This window comes from Indioceanicola profundi (genome assembly GCF_003568845.1).
Classification (GTDB): Bacteria; Pseudomonadota; Alphaproteobacteria; order Azospirillales; family Azospirillaceae; genus Indioceanicola; species Indioceanicola profundi.
Genome location: NZ_CP030126.1, coordinates 3,258,656 through 3,276,721, shown reverse-complemented (window position 1 = coordinate 3,276,721; position 18,066 = coordinate 3,258,656). Strand labels below are relative to the sequence as shown.

14 protein-coding genes are annotated in these 18,066 nt (G+C 69.0%); 7 read left to right on the top strand and 7 right to left on the bottom strand.

The window, feature by feature from the left end; all coding sequences use genetic code 11:
- Positions 1–35: 35 nt before the first annotated feature.
- Complete coding sequence (locus tag DOL89_RS15685) at positions 36–674, bottom strand: glutathione S-transferase family protein (RefSeq protein WP_119679998.1); 639 nt, start codon at positions 672–674, stop codon at positions 36–38.
- Between the two features lie 97 nt (positions 675–771).
- Between DOL89_RS15685 and mtgA the strand changes: the two genes are divergently transcribed.
- Positions 772–1,461 (top strand): monofunctional biosynthetic peptidoglycan transglycosylase, encoded by a 690-nt coding sequence (gene mtgA, locus DOL89_RS15680; RefSeq protein ID WP_119679997.1) that lies wholly within the window; start codon positions 772–774, stop codon positions 1,459–1,461.
- Positions 1,462–1,668: 207 nt separating this feature from the next.
- On the opposite strand, the gene DOL89_RS15675 is transcribed toward mtgA, so the two are convergent.
- Positions 1,669–6,537 carry an NAD-glutamate dehydrogenase gene (locus tag DOL89_RS15675; protein WP_119679996.1) on the bottom strand — a complete coding sequence of 1,623 codons (4,869 nt, stop codon included), beginning with the start codon at positions 6,535–6,537 and terminating at the stop codon, positions 1,669–1,671.
- A 285-nt stretch (positions 6,538–6,822) separates the two neighbouring features.
- Between DOL89_RS15675 and DOL89_RS15670 the strand changes: the two genes are divergently transcribed.
- Positions 6,823–7,923 carry an NUDIX hydrolase gene (locus tag DOL89_RS15670; protein WP_119679995.1) on the top strand — a complete coding sequence of 367 codons (1,101 nt, stop codon included), beginning with the start codon at positions 6,823–6,825 and terminating at the stop codon, positions 7,921–7,923.
- Between the two features lie 330 nt (positions 7,924–8,253).
- Here the strand turns inward: DOL89_RS15670 and DOL89_RS24975 are convergent, their stop codons facing one another.
- The 3 genes from DOL89_RS24975 to DOL89_RS15660 form a co-directional block, all read right to left on the bottom strand.
- Positions 8,254–8,397: a hypothetical protein gene (locus tag DOL89_RS24975; protein WP_162937558.1), complete on the bottom strand. Its 144-nt coding sequence runs from the start codon at positions 8,395–8,397 to the stop codon at positions 8,254–8,256.
- A gap of 393 nt (positions 8,398–8,790) precedes the next feature.
- Positions 8,791–9,180 (bottom strand): VOC family protein, encoded by a 390-nt coding sequence (locus DOL89_RS15665; protein ID WP_119679994.1) that lies wholly within the window; start codon positions 9,178–9,180, stop codon positions 8,791–8,793.
- A 10-nt stretch (positions 9,181–9,190) separates the two neighbouring features.
- Positions 9,191–10,798, bottom strand: coding sequence for a hypothetical protein (locus DOL89_RS15660; protein ID WP_119679993.1), 1,608 nt, complete (start codon positions 10,796–10,798; stop codon positions 9,191–9,193).
- 239 nt (positions 10,799–11,037) lie between these two features.
- Here DOL89_RS15660 and DOL89_RS15655 point away from each other — a divergent pair, with 239 nt between their 5' ends.
- From DOL89_RS15655 to DOL89_RS15635, 5 genes are all read left to right on the top strand, one after another.
- Positions 11,038–11,694: a LolA family protein gene (locus DOL89_RS15655; RefSeq protein ID WP_119679992.1), complete on the top strand. Its 657-nt coding sequence runs from the start codon at positions 11,038–11,040 to the stop codon at positions 11,692–11,694.
- Positions 11,695–11,986: 292 nt separating this feature from the next.
- On the top strand, positions 11,987–13,216 hold the full coding sequence (locus DOL89_RS15650) for an aminotransferase class I/II-fold pyridoxal phosphate-dependent enzyme (protein ID WP_119679991.1): 1,230 nt from the start codon (positions 11,987–11,989) through the stop codon (positions 13,214–13,216).
- A 118-nt stretch (positions 13,217–13,334) separates the two neighbouring features.
- Positions 13,335–15,950 (top strand): DNA translocase FtsK, encoded by a 2,616-nt coding sequence (locus DOL89_RS15645; RefSeq protein ID WP_119679990.1) that lies wholly within the window; start codon positions 13,335–13,337, stop codon positions 15,948–15,950.
- Between the two features lie 85 nt (positions 15,951–16,035).
- Positions 16,036–16,272, top strand: a complete 237-nt coding sequence (locus DOL89_RS15640; protein ID WP_119679989.1) for an AbrB/MazE/SpoVT family DNA-binding domain-containing protein — start codon at positions 16,036–16,038, stop codon at positions 16,270–16,272.
- A gap of 9 nt (positions 16,273–16,281) precedes the next feature.
- Positions 16,282–16,686, top strand: coding sequence for a type II toxin-antitoxin system VapC family toxin (locus DOL89_RS15635; RefSeq protein ID WP_119679988.1), 405 nt, complete (start codon positions 16,282–16,284; stop codon positions 16,684–16,686).
- A 37-nt stretch (positions 16,687–16,723) separates the two neighbouring features.
- Here DOL89_RS15635 and DOL89_RS15630 read toward each other — a convergent pair whose 3' ends face one another.
- Complete coding sequence (locus DOL89_RS15630; RefSeq protein WP_318658517.1) at positions 16,724–17,083, bottom strand: class I SAM-dependent RNA methyltransferase; 360 nt, start codon at positions 17,081–17,083, stop codon at positions 16,724–16,726.
- Positions 16,972–18,054 carry a class I SAM-dependent RNA methyltransferase gene (locus DOL89_RS25955; RefSeq protein WP_318658516.1) on the bottom strand — a complete coding sequence of 361 codons (1,083 nt, stop codon included), beginning with the start codon at positions 18,052–18,054 and terminating at the stop codon, positions 16,972–16,974. The genes DOL89_RS15630 and DOL89_RS25955 overlap by 112 nt, the downstream gene beginning before the upstream one ends.
- Positions 18,055–18,066: the final 12 nt, after the last annotated feature.

Here is an 18,066-nt window from a genome sequence, read left to right as displayed (position 1 = left end):
GGGCCGTCCCGCAAGGGACGGCCCTTTTTTCATGCTCAGAAATACGGCTCCGCCAGCCCCTCCCGCTCGAAGGCGCGCCGGACCGCCGGGCGGGACATCATCCGGGCGGCATGGGCGCCGAGATTGGGCAGCAGCCGCGGCGGGCGGTGCTGGAAGTTGCGGCCCCAGCGGACCATCATGAACAGGAAGATGTCGGCAACGCCGTAGGCATCCCCGCCCAACCAGTTCCGTTTTTCCAGCTCCGCGTCCAGCAGGTCGAACATGAGGTTCAGCCGCTGCTCCGCCGTCGCCTTCACATCGGCCACGTTGGCGGGATCGGCGACGTGGCGCTCGGGATAATAGAAGCAGACGAAGGCGGGATGGACCGTGTTGGCCAGATGGACCAGCCACTGGCAGGCCAGCCCCCGTTCCATGGTGCCGACCGCCGGGATCAGCCCGGCTTCCGGATGGCGGTCGGCCAGATACAGCAGGATCGCCGCCGTCTCGAAGACCGGCTGCCCGCCTTCCAGCAGGGTCGGGATGCGGCCCGTCGGGTTCAGGGCAAGATATGCGGCCGTCCTGTGCTCTCCCGCAGCGGTGTCCACCCGCACCAGCTCATAATCCGCGCCGATCTCCTCCAGCGCGATATGGGGGGCGAGGCTGGCCATTCCGGGATTGTAGAAGAGCTTGTACATCCAAAACCTCCACTGATCGGCACCCGCGGACGATCGGGCGCGTTAGAATGGAGCCCACCCCTTCGCGCGATGCAAATTCGAAACGGACCGGACACCCATGCTGCGACGGCTCTTCCGCTGGACCGCCCTGCTGCTGATAGGGCTGGTGCTGCTCAGCATCCTGTGGGTGGCGGCCTACCGGATGGTGCCGGTGGGCTGGACGCTGCTGATGCCGATCCGCGCACTGGAAGGGGCGGCCCCGATGCGCAAGGAGTGGGTGCCGCTGGATCGCATCTCCCCCAACCTCGTCCACGCCGTCATCGGGGCGGAGGACAGCCGCTTCTGCCAGCATGCCGGCATCGACTGGGACGCCGTGCGCGCGGCCTGGGCGGAAAACCAGGAGGGCGGGCGCATGCGCGGCGGCAGCACCATCTCCATGCAGACGGCCAAGAATGCCTTCCTCTGGCCATCCCGCACCTGGCTGCGCAAGGGGCTGGAGGCGTGGTTCACCATCTGGGTGGAGCTGCTCTGGCCCAAGGCCAGGGTGATGGAGGTCTATCTGAACATCGTGGAGTGGGGCGACGGCATCTATGGCGCCGAAGCCGCGGCCCGTAGCCATTTCGGCAAGGCCGCCGCCGATCTCACGCGTCGGGAGGCTGCGGCCCTGGCCGCCGTGCTGCCCAGCCCGCTGAAATGGAGCGCATCCAAGCCCGGCCCCTATGTCCGCAACCGGACCGGCATCCTGGAACGCCGCGCCGCCATCGTCCGCCGGGAGGGGCTGGCGGGGTGCGTGCTGCCGAAAACGTAGCCGACTCTACAAAACGGATTTTCACCAGATAGGGACGAGGGAAGTCGGCCACGCTGCGCGTGACCGACCTACAGCATTTTCAGCCGCCTGGAGCGCCAGTACACGTAGGTCGGTCGGGCAAAGCCCGGCCGACATTACAGCGCCGCTCTACATCGAATAGACCCGAAGGAAGTCGGCCACGCTACGCGTGACCGACCTACGTTTTCTTTATGCCGCCACAAGTGCGCGGAGCTGGCGGGTGGCCACGGCCAGCATGGCGATGTCCACGGAGGTGACGGCGTGGAGTTCGCCCAGCAGGGTCTGGACGCGCTCCACCGGGCCGGGGCAGCCGGCGACGAAGGCGGCGGTCAGTTCCGCTACGGCTTCCGGCCCGGATGCCTTCGGCCCCTCCGTCAGGGTGCGGGTGGCGAGCCTGGCCTGGAGCATCCAGAGCTCATCCGCGATGGCGCTGGCGGCTTGGCGCTGCCAGTGGTTCTCCGCCTTCACATTGGCCGCCCTTTGGCGCAGCCAGTCGAAGCCGAACCGTTCGCCCTGCGCGAAGTAGAGGGCCGCCACCTCCTGCGCCGACCGGCCGGTGGCGCGGGCGATGTCGGCCACGTCGGTGGCCGCCGCCAGCACCGGCAATGCCGCGATCCGGCGCGCCAGCTCCTCCGGGACGCCGGCCGCGACCAGCTCCGCCGCCTGCGCCTTCAGCGCCTCGCGCGCCGCTTCCGACAGGATGCCGTCCAGGGAGGCCGCGAGCGCCTCCACCGTGGGCAGCAGCCGGTCCACCTCCGCCTGGATGTCCAGCGGGTGCCTGCCATTGACCAGCAGCCAGGGGATGGCCCGGCGCATCAGCCGGTTGGTGGCCAGGACCATGCCGGTCTGCACGGCGGCCGGCACCACATTGTCCAGCGCCTCGATCCCGTCCCAGGTGCGGAGCAGCCCGAATGCCTCCCGCACCACGATGTAGGCGCGGGCGACATCGCCCTCCGACCGGCCGGTCTGCTCCACCATCTCCCACACGAAGGTGGGGCCGACGCGGTTGACCATGGCGTTGGTGGCCACGGTGCAGATGATCTCGCGGCGGAGCTGGTGGCGGCTGATGGCGTCGGGGAAGCGCTCCTGCAGGGGAACGGGGAAGTAGCGGCGCAGATCGTCGGCCAGCTTGGGATCGTCCGGCAGCTCGCCCGCCAGGGTCTTCTCGAACAGGTCGATCTTGGCATAGGCCAGCAGCACCGCCAGCTCCGGCCGGGTCAGGCCGCGGCCCTGCTGGGCGCGGGCGGCCACCTCCTCGTCATCGGGCAGGAACTCGATGGCGCGGGACAGCTTGCCGGCCTTTTCCATGCTGCGCATGAAGCGGGCCTGATCCTCCAGGCTTTCGGTGGCCGTCGCCTGCGCCACGGTCAGCGCCTGGGTCTGCTTGTAATTATGCGCCAGGACGAGGCGCGCGACCTCGTCCGTCATCTCCGACAGCAGCGTGTCGCGCTGGGCCAGGCTCATCCCGCCCTGGTCCATGACGTCGCGCAGCAGGATCTTGATGTTCACCTCGTGGTCGGAGGTGTCGACGCCGGCGGAATTGTCGATGGCGTCGGTGTTGAGCCGCACCCCGCCCATCGCCGCCTCGATACGGCCGCGCTGGGTGAAACCGAGATTCGCCCCTTCGCCCACCACCTTGACCCGCAGCTCGTCGGCATCGACGCGGATGGCATCGTTGGCCTTGTCGCCGACTTCGGCATTCACCTCGTCCGACGACTTCACATAGGTGCCGATGCCGCCCAGCCAGAGCAGGTCGGCCGGTGCGCGCAGGATGGCGCGCATCAGGTCGGTGGGCGTCGGCCGGTCGGAGGCGAGGCCGAGCAGCGCCTTGATCTGGGGGGAAATCTGGATCGACTTGGCCTTGCGGTCGAACACCCCGCCGCCGGGGGAAATCAGGGAGGCGTCGTAATCCGCCCAGCTCGACCGCGGCAGGTCGAACAGGCGCTGGCGCTCCGCCCAGCTCGTCTCCGGATCGGGGTTGGGGTCCAGGAAGATGTGGCGGTGGTCGAAGGCGGCCAGCAGGCGGATATGCTTCGACAGAAGCATGCCGTTGCCGAACACGTCGCCCGACATGTCGCCGACGCCGACCACGGTGAAAGCTTCGGTCTGGGTGTCGTGCCCCATCTCGCGGAAGTGGCGCTTCACCGCTTCCCACGCGCCGCGGGCGGTGATGCCCATCTTCTTGTGGTCGTAGCCGGCGGACCCGCCGCTGGCGAAGGCGTCGTCCAGCCAGAAGCCGTAGTCGCGCGACACGCCGTTGGCGATGTCGCTGAAGGTGGCCGTGCCCTTGTCGGCGGCCACCACCAGATAGGGATCGTCGCCGTCCAGCCGGACCACATCCTTGGGCGGGATCACCTCCCCCGCCTTCAGATTGTCGGTGATGTCCAGCATCCCGCGCATCAGGGTCTTATAGCACTCGATGACTTCCGCCATCAGCGCGTCGCGGCCCGCACTGGCGGGCGGCGGGTTCTTGACCACGAAGCCGCCCTTGGAGCCGACCGGCACGATCACCGCGTTCTTGACCATCTGCGCCTTGATCAGGCCCAGGATCTCTGTGCGGAAATCCTCCTTGCGGTCGGACCAGCGGATGCCGCCGCGCGCCACCTTGCCGCCGCGCAGATGCACGGCCTCCACCCGCGGGCTGTAGACCCAGATCTCCACGAAGGGCCGGGGCAGCGGCAGCTCGTCGATGGAGCGGCTGTCCAGCTTGAAGGAGAGATAGGGCTTCGGCCGCTCCTCCGCATCCTTCTGGAAATAGTTGGTGCGCAGCGTGGCCCGGATCAGGTTCAGCATGCGGCGGAGGATGCGGTCCTCGTCGCTGTTGGTGACCTTGTCCAGCGCATGCTCGATCTCGATGATCAGCCCCATGCGCCGGCTGTCCACCTCCCCCCCGCCCAATTGGGCGCGCAAGGCGGGATCGTGGCTGGTCAGGAACAGGTTCAGCAGCAGCCGGGCGACGCCGGGATGGGCGGCCAGCGTGTCCTCGATATATTCCTGGCTGAAGTCGAACCGGGCCTGCTTCAGATACTTGGCATAGGCGCGGACAACCGACACCTCCCGCCAGGTGAAGCCGGCCGTCAGCACCAGCCGGTTGAAGCCGTCGGTCTGGGCCTCGCCGGTCCAGACCCGCATGAAGGCGTCCTCGAAGGCGGGCTTGATCCGGTCCAGCTCCACCGGGCTGCCATCCGCCATTTCCATCTGGAAATCCTGGATGAACAGGGTCTCCGTCCGGTCCGGCAGGTCGATCTCGTAGGGCCCGCCCTCCGCGATGATGCGCAGGCCCAGATCCTCCAGCATGGGAAGCACCCGGGACAGGGTGACCGGGCGGCCGTCATGATAGACCTTGAAATACAGCTCGTGCCGGTCCGCTTCCACCGGGCGATGGAGGTTGAGGGCGATCCGCCCGGTCTCCACCACCCGCTCCATCCGGCCGATATCGACCATGGCCTGATCGGCGGTATAATTCTCGCGGTAGCTGGCGGGCAGGCAGGCGCCGTAGCGCCGGGCCAGCTTCAGCCCCCGCTCCTCCCCCAACTGCTCCACCAGCGCCTGTTGCAGCCGGTCCTGCCAGCCGCGCGCGGCTTCCACCAGTTGCCGCTCCAGCTCGGCGACATCCACCTCGGGCACCTGCCCCGGCACGGTCTGGACAATCAGGTGCACGCGGGCCAGCACGCTTTCGGCAAGCTGGACGTTGCAGGACGCCGTGGCCCCGCCATAGGCCTTCTCGATGATCCCCTGCATGCGGCGGCGCAGATCGGTGTCGTAACGGTCGCGCGGCACATAGACCAGGCAGGAGACGAAGCGCTCGAACGGGTCCTTGCGCACGAACAGCGCCACGCGCTGCCGCTCCTGCAGGTGCAGCACGCCGATGGCGGTCTCGAACAGCTCCTCCTCGGGGATCTGGAACAGCTCGTCCCGGGGGAAGGTCTCCAGGATGTGGACCAGCGCCTTGCCGTCATGGCCCTTGGGGTCGAAGCCGGCGCGGCGCAACGCCCCGGTCACCTTGTTCCGCAGGAACGGCACGTCGCGGACGGAGCGGTTATAGGCGGTGCTGGTGAACAGGCCGACGAACAGCCGCTCCCCGATCTCCACCCCTTGGTCGTCGAACACCTTCACCATCACGGCGTCCAACTGCACCGGCCGGTGCACGGTGGACATCCTGTTGGCCTTGGTGACCATCATGAAGCGCGGCTGGCGCACGAAGCTGCGCACCTCCGGCGGTAGGCTGGAGAAGTTGCGCAGCCCGTCGAACACGCTGACCTCGTCATCAGCCAGGATGCCCAGCCCCTGACCGCGCTGGATATCCAGCGTGTCCTCGCCGCTCTCCTGGCCGAAGCGGTATTCGCGCACGCCCAGGAAGATGAAATGATCCTCGTCCAGCCAGTGCAGGAAGGACAGACCCTCCGTCACCTCCTCCGCCGGCAGGGGCAGCGGATTGGACTTGGTCTCTGAAACGGTCTGAGCGATGCGCCCGCGCATGGCCTGGAAGTCGCGCACCGCCGCGCGGACATCGCGCAGCACGCCGGCGATGTCGCTGCGCAGCCGCTCCAGCTGCTCCGGCCCGGTCTGCTGGTCGACCTCGATATGCATGTAGCTTTCCGCCAACGCATCGTCCGGAGCATCGCCATTGTAAAGCTCCGCCAGCCGGCCGGCCCCATCGCGGCGCACCTTCACCACCGGGTGGATCACCAGATGCACGGTGAGGCCGTGGCGGTTCAGCTCGGCGGAAACGGAATCCACCAGGAACGGCATGTCGTCATTGACGATCTCCACCACCGTATGGGGGGCGTGCCAGCCATCCGAATCGACCCGCGGGTTCAGCACCCGCACCAGCGCCTCGCCCGGCTGGCGCACGGCGCCGAATTGCCAGATCGCCAGGGCGGCGCCATAAAGCTCATCCGCGCTGGAGCGCAGGATGTCGTCCGGGGGCACGTTGGCGTAGAACTGGCGGACGAACCGCTCCCCCATGGGGACCTTGTCGCGGGACAGCCGGTCACGCACCCGGTCCACCACCTGTTCCGTCAGTTCGACCTTGCGCTGCTCGAGCTTGAGCGCCATGGCGATTCTCTCCCGAAATGCTGGGCCCGATCATTGGACGCCGGACCATCATGCTGGCCCGTTTTGTCGCAGGAATCGAGGCTGGGAGCAAACGCGGCCTGACCTTGTCATGCCCGCGCAATGCTTGTGCGTTGGCGGGTTTGCGTCCGCCAGTCCATTGCCTTAAAAGCCGATGGGACGGCATGTTCCTGTCGCCCGGCGAAGACCGGGTATTCGCAGAGGGGGAGGGTGCGCTTGGGCGCGGCGGACTCGGGCATTCCGGGAGGGGCACCGGCGGGCGGCGGAATGGCCGCCCCGCCCCCGTCCAGCGCCATGGTGCTGGGCCTGACGGCCGCGATCGTCGCGGTGACGGAGGAGGTGCCGCGCGTGCTGGTCGTGCGCCGCATGACCCACGACCTGGCTACCCCGGAACAGCGGGCCGAACCCTCCCGCATTCCCGCCGACAGCCTGGACGCCCTGCCCTTCGGTCCCTTCGCGGCGGAGCGCGACCGAACGCTGGAACAGGGGCTGCGCCGTTGGGTGCATGAGCAGACCGGCCTGCCGCTGCGCTATGTGGAGCAGCTCTATACCTTCGGCGACCGCTACCGCGACCCGCGCGAGCTGGAGGGCGGCCCCCGCGTCGTCTCCACCGGCTATGTCGCCCTGGTGAGGGAAGCGCCGCTGAGCGGGTCGGGCGCTGCCGAATGGCACGACTGGTACGATTATTTCCCTTGGGAGGATTGGCGCGACGGCAGGCCGGCGCTGGTGGGCGAGGTGATCCGCCCGGCGCTGGAACGCTGGGCCGGTCTGACCGGCGATCCGGCGCTGAAGGCCCAGCGCCAGGACCGAATCTCCGTCACCTTCGCCCCCGATGAGCAGTGGGACGAGGAGCGGGTGCTGGAGCGCTACGAGCTTCTGTACGGGGCGGGGCTGGTGGAGGAGGCCCGGCGCGACCGCGCCATCCGCGCCCGCCACGGCCTGCTGGACCGCAGCCCTGCCCCCGCCGGCAAGCTGGACGACCAGTGGGCGGAGGAGGCCTGGACCGACCAGCCGGAGGTGGCCCGCCTGCTGGGCACGCCCATGGCGCTGGACAACCGCCGCATCCTGGCCGTGGCGCTGGGACGGCTGCGCGGCAAGCTGAAATACCGGCCGGTGGTGTTCGACCTGTTGCCCGCCGAGTTCACCCTGTTCCGCCTGCAAAGAACGGTGGAGGCGCTGTCCGGCGTCCGCCTGCACAAGCAGAATTTCCGCCGTCTGGTGCTGAGCGGCGGGCTGGTGGAGGCCACCGGCACCCAGGAATCCAACACCGGCGGCCGCCCCGCCGAACTCCACCGCTTCCGCCGCGGCGTGCTACGGGAGAAGGCCGTCGCCGGCGTCGGCCTGCCGGCCATGCGGATCAGCGATTAGGCAGGTGCCGTAGGTCGGATCAAGCGCAGCGCCGATCCAGCACACCGCGCCCCTTCCGCACCACCGTGTCGGAACAGAGCACAGCCTTCGCCTGTCCTCCGGGCCACTCGACGCCGTTCTTCCTGTGCAGGGCTTGGTTCGGGGTGCTGGAAAGGATGAATAGGATGAATGGGATGGCGCGCCGAACCGGCGGAGCCAATTCCTCAGCACCAGCCCGCACCGGCGGAAGAGATGCTTACCCTTATCCTATTCATCCCATTCATCCTTGCTGATTCCAAACTGTCTGCCGGAGCCGGCGCGGGCAGCGCCTGATGGCCGGGCCGGTGACATCTAGAAAGATGAAAATGATGAAGAGGATGAAAATGATGGTGTGGGGCTATTCGGCTTCCGCCTCAGCTCCTGCCCGGTCTTCATCACTGCCTGCGGCGCGCTCGGTTCATCATCTTCATCCTTTCCATCTTTTTCATCATTCATGATGTCTCGGACCTCGATGCCGAAGCGCGGACAGCCCTGTCGGCCACGCTACGCGTGACCGACCTACTCCGGACATTGGTCCGTAGCGCCTGCCGCCTGGGCTTGTACACCGCAGAGCCGTAGGTCGGTCACGCGTAGCGTGGCCGACATTCATCGCTCATCCGCGCCATTGGACGCCGTCCCTCCTGTGGGGAGGCTTGTTTCGGGATATGGGAAAGGATGAATGGGATGGATAGGATAACGGAGCCCCCATCACCTGCCAGTGCAGGTCGGTGATCCAGGACTGGCTCCGCCGGTCCAGCGCGCCATCCCATTCATCCTATCCATCCTTGCCTGACACTAAACCGGCCGCCAGAGCCCGCACGGACAGCGCCGAATGGCACCCGCCCGCCGCTACGGCTTTGGCTCCAGCAGGTCCCATGTGTTGCCGTACAGATCCTCGAACACCGCCACGGTCCCGTAGGGCTCATGCCGGGGCGGTTCAAGGAAGCGAACGCCGGCGGCGCTCATGCGGGCGTGGTCGCGGGCGAAATCGTCGGTGTGCAGGAACAGGAAGACCCGGCCGCCGGTCTGGTCGCCGATGCGGGCGGCCTGCTCCGCATCCGCTGCCTGGGCCAGCAGCAGCCCCGTGCCGGCGCCCTGTGGCCGGACCACCACCCAGCGCTTGCCCCCGCCAAGGCTGGCGTCCTGCGCCAGCTCGAACCCCAGCGCGCCGGTGTAGAAGGCGATGGCCTCGTCGTAGTCGCGGACCAGCAGGGTCAGCAGGGCGATGCGCCGGTCCATGCGGGCTTCCTCAGCTTGCAGCCAGCATCAGCCGCTGGGCGGCGAGGCCGGCGAATTCCTGGAGTTCAGGGCTTTTCCAGTAGCGGGTGCGCTTCAGCTCCGCATCCACCAGCAGGGCCACGGCGCGCAGCAGCGCCGCCTCCCCTTCCGTCACTCCCGTATCGTCGCGCAGCCGGGCCGTCGCGGTCTGCATCAGCCCCTTGTCCAGCAGGGACAGCCAGCCGGCCGGATCATCCTCCAGCCGGCGGGCGAATCCGGCCAGGCGGGCGGCATGGATCAGGCGGTCGCGGGCCTGTTCATAGCCGGGCTGGGTGAAGCTGCGGGCGAAGCCGTCGCGCAGGTCCTCCAGCACATGGCCGCGGAAATCGGTGTAGCCGGTGCCCCAATGCAGATTACGGGTCAGTGCGCGGCGCCAGCGCGCGGCAAAGTTCAGCAGCCAGTCCAGCGCCTCATGGTCCGGCGTCGGGCGGGCAAGGCTGCGGCACGCGGCGACGCAACGCTCGATCAAGGCGGGGTAGAGATCGGCCTCCACCTTCTTGATCATCCGGCCCAGATGGTCGCGGATCACCGGCCCGTGCCGGTCGCTGGAGAGCAGACCGAACTCCTCCGCCGTGATCAGCAGCCCGTCCATCGCCCCAAGCGCCCGGTCCAGCGTCGTACGGCGTGCCGGAAGGGCGACCAAGGGGCCGCGCACCCCGCCGGGCGCGGCGATGGCGGACAGCTCCTCCGCCAAGGCGGTGGCGGCGCGGGCCAGATGGCGGGCCAGGGCCGCGGCCAGCATCTCCCGCCAGGAGGCAGGGGCGACGGAAAGGAAGGCTGGCAGGGCATCATAGGCCAGATGACGGTTCAGCAGGGTCAGCGGCACCATGCGGCCGATGTCCGCCTGCCCGCTCTTCGCGCCCACCGGAACGGCTGGCAGGGCGGCTGCCTGCTCCACCAGGCTTTCGACCGGTTCCGCCCGGCGGCGGGCCAGGGTGTCCAGCGCGCGCTCCACCAGCGCCGCCACATCGCCGCCGCCGGCCAGCAGCCCGCGGATCAGCACCAGATCGTCCCGGACCAGGGGACGGGGAGCAGGAAGGCCGGCGCTGCGCGCTTCCGCGACGCGCCATTCATTCAGGCGGGTGAGAAGGGACTGGCCGGTCTGGGCGCTGTCCAGCACCGGCGTCAGGGCCGCGGCCGCCTCCGCCCGCAACCGCTCCCGCATCGCCTGCGCCTCGCCAGTGGCAAGGGCGCGGTCGATGGGCGAGTGTGCCGCCATCTCCTTCAGCCGCGAATCGCACTGGCCCGCCAGGGCGCGCATGGGCCCGCCCGCCAGCCACGCCCACACGGCCCCCAGATCCAGGGCATGGATTACCCCCGTGGGCGCCAGCTCCGGCCGGAGGAACAGCGGGTCGCGGCACAGGAAGGGATCGAAGATGGCGGTAAAGAGCCGGCGGGCATGCTGGGAGCGCTGGGCGTTCAGCCGCTTCACCAGGGCTTGGCGCACGGCGGCCTTGCGCGGACCGTTGCCGCCCTCTTCCTCGATACAGTCCAGGATCTGGCCTGCGGCGTCCCGCGGCAGCTTTTCGATCAGCGTATCGATCTGCCGGCCGATATCCTCATCCGGGGCCACGGACACTCTCCCTATCCCTGCGCAGGCCGAGCTTACCACGTTCGGACAGGTTATGTCAGAAATGCAAAGCTCCTGTAAGCAATTCCACAGGCGGTATTCCCCATGCGGCATGGCCCGGAAAAGCCCTTGCCAGGGCAGGGGGCGGCTGGTCCAGTGGCCGCCCTGCCGCCACATCTCCCGCAGCCGGCCCAAATCCCGCCTTTTTGAAGGGTGAAGCTTCCGGCATGAGCAAGAGCAGAATCCCCATGCGCACATCCCATCGAACCAGCTTTCTGTTCGCAGCGGTCGTCGCCGGCCTGACCCTGTCGGCCCCGTCCCTTCCGGTTTTGGCGCAGCCGGCGGCCCCGGCCGCCCCCGCCGTCGCGAGCGATGCCGAGATCGCGCGGGTGGAGGAGTATCTGAACGGCATCCGGACCCTGAAGTCCGATTTCGTCCAGGTCTCCAGCGACGGCGCCGCGGCGGAGGGGACCTTCTACCTGTCCCGGCCCGGCCGTATGCGGATCGAGTACGATCCGCCGGTGGAGAACTTCATCGTTGCCGACGGGCGCTTCGTCTATTTCTGGGACGCCGAAATGCGGGAGCAGTCGAACGCCCCCATCGGCAGCACCCTGGCCGACTTCCTGCTGCGCGGCGACATCCGGCTGTCCGGCGACGTGACCGTCACGGATGTGCAGCGCGACGGCAACCTGCTGGAAGTCTCCCTGGTCCAGACCAAGGACCCCGGCCTGGGCCAGCTCACCCTGGTGTTCGAGGACCAGCCGTTGCGCCTGCGCAAATGGCGGGTGCTGGACGCCACTGGTCAGATGACCGAAGTGGCGCTGCAGAACCCGCAGCAGGGCGTGGAGCTGGATCGCAATCTCTTCTTCTTCCGCGACCCGACCCGCCGGCAGGAGCGGGACTGAGCGGGGGGCAGGGGGCGCAACGCCGCCCCCTGCCCGGCGGGCTTGACCGTGCCCCATCGGCCACAGGTCTTTTCACGGTTTTATCCACAGCCTCCGCACACTATCCAGGGCAGATTTCCGACTCTCATCAATGGCTTAGCGGAGTTTTCACCGACTCTCTCAGAGAATATCCACAAGCTTCGGATTCTGCGGGGTTTTTGCCCTTAGGGCAGGCTTGTGCCACCATCCGCTGGCAGGTAAACTCGTTTTCGTTTCGTACCCTATGATGCCTGCGGGCGGGCGGATTCCTGACATGCGCGGCACTGCCGACCTCCATGCCCCGGCGATGAATGGCCGCCTCGGGGCCTTGAGCGACTATCCCTTTCCCCGGCTGGCGGCCCTGCTGGCCGATGTGACGCCCAGCGCCAACCGGCCGCCTCTGGCGCTATCGGTGGGAGAGCCGCAGCACCCGCCCCCGCCCATGATCGCGGAGCGGCTGGCCGCCAACACTCCCCTCTGGAGCAAGTACCCGCCCACCGCCGGCACGCCGGATTTCCGCAATGCCGTCGCAGGCTGGCTGACCCGGCGCTACGGCCTGCCCGACGGCATGGTCGATCCTGAGCGGATGGTGCTGCCCCTGTCCGGCACGCGCGAGGCGCTGTTCCTGATCGCCCAGGTCACGGTGCCGGAGACGAAGGCCGGTCGCCGGCCCGCGGTGCTGATCCCAAATCCCTTCTACGCGGCCTATGAAGGGGCGGCGGTGATGGCGGGGGCGGAGCCGGTGTTCCTGCCGGCATCCGCCGAGACCGGCTTCCTGCCCGACCTGGACGCGATCCCCGAGGAGGTGCTGGCCCGCACCGCCCTGTTCTATCTCTGCACACCGGCCAATCCCCAGGGGGCCATCGCCGACCGCGCCTATCTGAGGAAGGCCCTGACCCTGGCCCGCGCGCACGGTTTCACCCTGCTGGTGGACGAATGCTATGCGGAAATCTGGGACAAGGCGCCCCCGCCCGGCGGGCTGGAAGTGGCGCGCGACATGGGGGGCGAGGAGCCGACGGCGAATCTGCTGGTCTTCCACTCCCTGTCCAAGCGGTCCAACGCGGCCGGGCTGCGGTCCGGCTTCTGCGCCGGCGACCCCGATTTGATCCAGGCTTTCCAACGGCTTCGCAGCTATTCCATGGCCGGCGTGCCGCTTCCCGTGCTGGACGCCTCGGCGGCTTTGTGGCGGGATGAGGCGCATGTTGAGGAAAACCGAAACCTTTACCGTGCCAAGATAGATGCGGCGGAGGCGGCCCTGGCCGGAAGGCTGGGCTTCTACCGCCCGCCCGGCGGATTCTTCCTGTGGCTCGACGTGGGCGACGGGGAATGGGCCGCGCGGGAGCTCTGGCGTCAGGCGGCCCTCCGGGTGCTGCCCGGCGCCTATCTGACCCGTCCGGATGCGGACGGGGCGAACCGTGGCCACTCCTTCATCCGCGTGGCCCTGGTCCACGATACGGAAACCGTGGCGGAGGCCTGCGCCAGGATCGCCGAGATCCTGTCCTGAGCAGCCCGACGCCAAGGGGAAGGGAGCCGTAGCAGCGTATGGGAAGACGACCTGCCCGCCTTCAGCTTAAGCCCGTGGCAGCACGGGCCCGAGACCCTATGCACCGAGTGAATCAGCAATGACGATACGCGCCACCGCGAGCCGATCCGCCCCGAGGGGAGCCGCCTCCCGCCGTCCGGCCAACACCGGCAAGGGCCGCCTGATGCCGGAGGAGGCTGCCCGCTTCCTGAAGCGCCGGATGGTGGAGCTGGGCGGGCTCGTCCTGCTGCTGCTGGGCGCGGCCGTCGCCGCGGCCCTCGCCACTTATGCGCCCACCGACCCGTCCTGGAGCACGGCGGTACCGGGGGACAGCGCCCGGGTGCTGAACCTGCTTGGGCTGCCGGGCGCCTACACGGCGGACGTTCTGGTGCAGGCGCTGGGCGTCTCTGCCTATCTGATCTCGGCGTTGCTGGCCGGCTGGGGCATCGCGCAGATGCGTCACCGCGACATCGGCGGGCGGGCGGTGCGGGTGGTGGTCGGACTGGGTTCCGTCCTGCTGACCGCCACTGCCATGGCCGGGCTCGGAGCGGGCGGCAGCGCCATGCTGCTGGGCGGCAGCACCGGCGTGATGTTGATGAACCTGATCATGCAGGCCAGCCTGGGGCTGATCGGCTATGCCCATGCGCTGGGCACCGGCCTTATCCTGCTGGTCCCTGCCCTGTTCGCCCTGCTGTCCGCCCTGGGCGTCGCCCCGCGGGAGGTGGCGGGCGGCATCCGCGGCCTGCTGAGCGGCAAGGGCAAGGCGGCCCGCAAGGGCAGTGCCGGTCTGGCCGGCATCGTGGGCGGCGTGCTGAACGCGCCAGTGGCGCTGGGCGGCAAAATCGCCGATGCGTTGACCGGCGCTGTCGCCGACTTCCGCGCCAAGCGCAGCGCCGCACCTGCCCGCCCAGCCCCGCGCCCGCGGGCCGAGCCGGCCTTGGCTCCCCCGCGCAGCATCACGCTGAAGAAGGACATGCCCGATCCGGAGCAGGAGCCGGAGCGCGAACGGCTGCGGGCCCCCGCCCCTCCGGCCCCGCCGCCCGCCCCTGTCGAGGAGGAGGATGCGGAGGAGCCCCGCAAGTCCCGCTTCGCCGCCATCGTCGCCCCCCGCCCCAAGCCGCCGGAGCCGGCCCGCAAGCCCGCCCGCCAGCCGGTGCTCTCCTTCGAGCCGGCGGAGGATGGCGTCTACGAGCTGCCGCCGCTGGATGTGCTGCAGATGCCCGATCCGGCCTCCCGCGCCGCCGGCGGGCTGGACGAGGAGGCGCTGCGCCAGAACGCGGCCCTGCTGGAGGGCGTGCTGGAGGATTTCGGCGTCCGCGGCGAGATCGTGAAGGTCAGCCCCGGCCCGGTGGTCACGCTCTATGAGCTGGAGCCCGCCCCCGGCACCAAATCCAGCCGCGTCATCGGCCTGGCCGACGACATCGCGCGGTCCATGTCCGCCATCTCCGTCCGTGTCGCCGTGGTGCCGGGCCGCAATGTGATCGGCATCGAACTGCCGAACCGCAAGCGGGAGACCGTGTACTTCCGCGAGCTGCTGGAGACGGAGGCCTATGCCAAGACCCAGGCCAAGCTGGCGCTGGTGCTGGGCAAGGATATCGGCGGCGGCCCGGTGATCGCCGACCTTGCCCGCATGCCCCACCTGCTGGTGGCCGGCACGACGGGTTCGGGCAAGTCGGTGGCCATCAACACCATGATCCTGTCGCTGCTGTACCGGCTGCCGCCGGACAAGTGCCGCTTCATCATGGTGGACCCGAAGATGCTGGAACTCTCCATCTACGAGGGCATCCCGCACCTGCTGGCCCCCGTTGTCACCGACCCCGGCAAGGCCGTGGTGGCGCTGAAATGGGCGGTGCGGGAGATGGAGGACCGCTACCGCTCCATGTCCAAGCTGGGGGTGCGCAACATCGACGGCTACAACGCCCGCCTGAAGGAGGCGCGGGAGGCCGGCGAGGTGCTGACCCGCCGCGTGCAGACCGGCTTCGACCCCGACACCGGCAAGCCGATCTTCGAGGAGCAGCCCATCGACCTGACGGAGCTGCCCTACATCGTCGTCATCGTGGATGAGATGGCGGACCTGATGCTGGTGGCCGGCAAGGACATCGAGGCGGCGATCCAGCGCCTGGCCCAGATGGCCCGCGCTGCCGGCATCCATCTGATCATGGCGACGCAGCGCCCGTCGGTGGACGTGATCACCGGCACCATCAAGGCCAACTTCCCGACCCGCATCAGCTTCCAGGTCACCAGCAAGATCGACAGCCGCACCATCCTGGGCGAACAGGGGGCGGAGCAACTCCTCGGCCAGGGCGACATGCTGTACATGGCCGGTGGCGGCCGCATCACCCGCGTCCACGGCCCGTTCGTGAAGGATGAGGAGGTGGAGTTGATCGTCCGCCACCTGAAGGCCCAGGGCGAGCCCATGTATGTGGAAGCCGTCACGGAGGAGGAGGACGACACGCCCTTCGACAGCGACGACGGCGAGGGCGGCGGCAACGCCGGCGGCAGCGGCGACGATCTGTACGACCAGGCCGTGGCCGTGGTGACGCGGGAGCGCAAGGCCAGCACCAGCTTCATCCAGCGCCACCTGCGCATCGGCTACAACTCCGCCGCCCGCCTGATCGAGCGGATGGAGAAGGAAGGCGTGGTCAGCAAGGCCAACCATGTCGGCAAGCGCGAAGTCCTGGCCCGCGACATCGAGGATCACGAGCGGGTGAACTGATCGGGCGGTGCTTCCCGGCTCTATTGACCGGGAAGCCCTCCGCTCCCATGCTGACCGCCGGATATTTCCATGGCGGGGGCTTCATATGGCAACGGTCGTGACGCCGGACGGTCAGGTGGCGATCCCGAAGGCCATGCAGGAGCGGCTGGGCCTGAAACCGGGAAGCCTCGTCGATCTGGAGCTTTCGCCGGACGGCGCGCTGCTGATCCGCCCCGCCAAGCCGGCATCCGCGGCCAAGGGGCGGTTCGATGCCCTGCGCGGCAGTTCCACCAGCGGCCTCACGACGGATGAGATCATGTCCATGACGCGCGGAGAGGATTGACCTTCCGCCATGGCCACCTTTGTGGATACGAACATCCTACTGGACATCGTGACCGCCGACCCGCAGTGGGCGGACTGGTTCGTGCAGATGTTGGAAACCGCCGCCGAACGCGGGCCACTGGTCGGCAACGCCGTGACCTATGCCGAATTGTCGCTGAGCTTCAGCGACGTGGCCGAAACGGATGAAGCCATCAGGCACTTCGGGCTGGAGATCGAGGCGATCCCCCCAACAGCCCTGTTCAACGCCGGACGCGCCTTCCTCGCCTACCGCCGACGCGGCGGCGTACGTACATCGGCCCTGCCCGACTTCTTCATCGGCGCACATGCGGAAAGCCTTGGTGTTCCGCTGTTGACCCGCGATGCACGGTTCCGCACGTACTTCCCCGCTCTGACGATCATCGGGCCCTCGGCCTGATGCAAGGCGTACAGCCGTACGCCCCCTCCCCCGCCGCTCAGCGCGTGAAAAGGGCCGCCAGTTCCAGATGCGGGGACCAGAGGAACTGGTCCACCGGCTGCAGCCAGACCAGCCGGTAGCCGCCATCGGCCAGGGTGCGGGCGTCGCGGGCGAAGGTGGCGGGGTTGCAGGAGATGGCGGCGACGCGCGGCACGTCGCTGCGGGCCAGTTCCGCCGCCTGGGCCTGGGCACCGGCGCGGGGCGGGTCGAAGACCACGGCCTGGAAGCGGTTCAGCTCCGCCGCCGTCAGCGGCTCCTTGAACAGGTCGCGCCGCTCGACACTGATGCGGCCGCCGGCACCGCCAAGGGAACGTACGCCCCCCTCCAGCGCCCGCAGGGACCCCGCATCCCCCTCCACCGCATGTACCGCCGACCGCCGGGCCAGCGGGAAGGTGAGCGTACCGCTGCCGGCGAAGAGGTCGGCCACGCGCCCGGCCCCCTCGGTTGCCTCCAGCGCCGCGGCCACCAACGCCGCCTCCCCTTCCCGGCTGGCCTGGAGGAAAGCGCCGGGGCGGGGCTGACGGTGGCGTCGCCGAAGCGGACGATGCCCTGCCGGCGGAGCGCGATGGGCTCGGCCGGCGCACCCGGCCTGGGCCGGCGGGTCAGGCGGGCAAGGTCGTGGCGCTCGGCAAAGGCGGCCAGGGCTTCCAGCGCCGCGAGGTCAGGCTCCGGCCCGCCCTCCAGCACCAGATCGACGCCGTCCTCCAGCACGGTCAGCGCCACATCCAGGGTCTGCCCGTCCGCCAGCCAGCCGGCCAGCAGCTCCCGCAATGGTTCCAGCAGCCGGTCCAGTTCCGAGCCCAGAACAAGGCATTCGTTGACATCCACCAGCCTGTGGCTGGCGCGTTCGTTGAAGCCCAGCCATTGCCGCTTGCCCCGCTTGGCAGCGGACAGCACGGCGCGGCGGCGGCCACCCGCGGGCGTGCGCACCAGGGGACGGATCTCCACACCTTCCAGCAGCCCGGCGCGGGACAGGACGGTTTCCACCACCTGCGCCGTCCAGGCCACATAGGCGGCATCGTCCATGTGCTGGAGCGCACAGCCGCCGCAGGTTCCGAAATGGCGGCAGGCCGGCTCCGCCCGGCCAGGGGCCTCCTCGATCAGGCTGACCGGCACGGCCTCCCAGCCATCGCTGCGGCGGGCGCCGAAGCGCGCCATCAGCCGGTCGCCGGCCAGGGCCTGGGGCACGAACAGCCGGTGGCCCTGCCATTCGGCCACGCCGTCGCCGCGCGCACCGACGCGGCCCACCGTGATCTCCACGGGGCCGCGGGTGGGCGGCTCCTCCGGCTTGCGTCCGGCGGGGTTCTGGCGGCGGTGGGCTTTGGTCAAGGCTGCGGCTCC

What these genes read in the sequence shown, in the direction of transcription:
- DOL89_RS15685 (WP_119679998.1), bottom strand. Translation starts at nt 674, where the DNA reads ATGTACAAGCTCTTCTACAATCCCGGAATGGCCAGCCTCGCCCCCCAT.
- mtgA (WP_119679997.1), top strand. Translation starts at nt 772, where the DNA reads ATGCTGCGACGGCTCTTCCGCTGGACCGCCCTGCTGCTGATAGGGCTG.
- DOL89_RS15675 (WP_119679996.1), bottom strand. Translation starts at nt 6,537, where the DNA reads ATGGCGCTCAAGCTCGAGCAGCGCAAGGTCGAACTGACGGAACAGGTG.
- DOL89_RS15670 (WP_119679995.1), top strand. Translation starts at nt 6,823, where the DNA reads ATGGCCGCCCCGCCCCCGTCCAGCGCCATGGTGCTGGGCCTGACGGCC.
- DOL89_RS24975 (WP_162937558.1), bottom strand. Translation starts at nt 8,397, where the DNA reads ATGAATGATGAAAAAGATGGAAAGGATGAAGATGATGAACCGAGCGCG.
- DOL89_RS15665 (WP_119679994.1), bottom strand. Translation starts at nt 9,180, where the DNA reads ATGGACCGGCGCATCGCCCTGCTGACCCTGCTGGTCCGCGACTACGAC.
- DOL89_RS15655 (WP_119679992.1), top strand. Translation starts at nt 11,038, where the DNA reads ATGCGCACATCCCATCGAACCAGCTTTCTGTTCGCAGCGGTCGTCGCC.
- DOL89_RS15650 (WP_119679991.1), top strand. Translation starts at nt 11,987, where the DNA reads ATGCGCGGCACTGCCGACCTCCATGCCCCGGCGATGAATGGCCGCCTC.
- DOL89_RS15645 (WP_119679990.1), top strand. Translation starts at nt 13,335, where the DNA reads ATGACGATACGCGCCACCGCGAGCCGATCCGCCCCGAGGGGAGCCGCC.
- DOL89_RS15640 (WP_119679989.1), top strand. Translation starts at nt 16,036, where the DNA reads ATGGCAACGGTCGTGACGCCGGACGGTCAGGTGGCGATCCCGAAGGCC.
- DOL89_RS15635 (WP_119679988.1), top strand. Translation starts at nt 16,282, where the DNA reads ATGGCCACCTTTGTGGATACGAACATCCTACTGGACATCGTGACCGCC.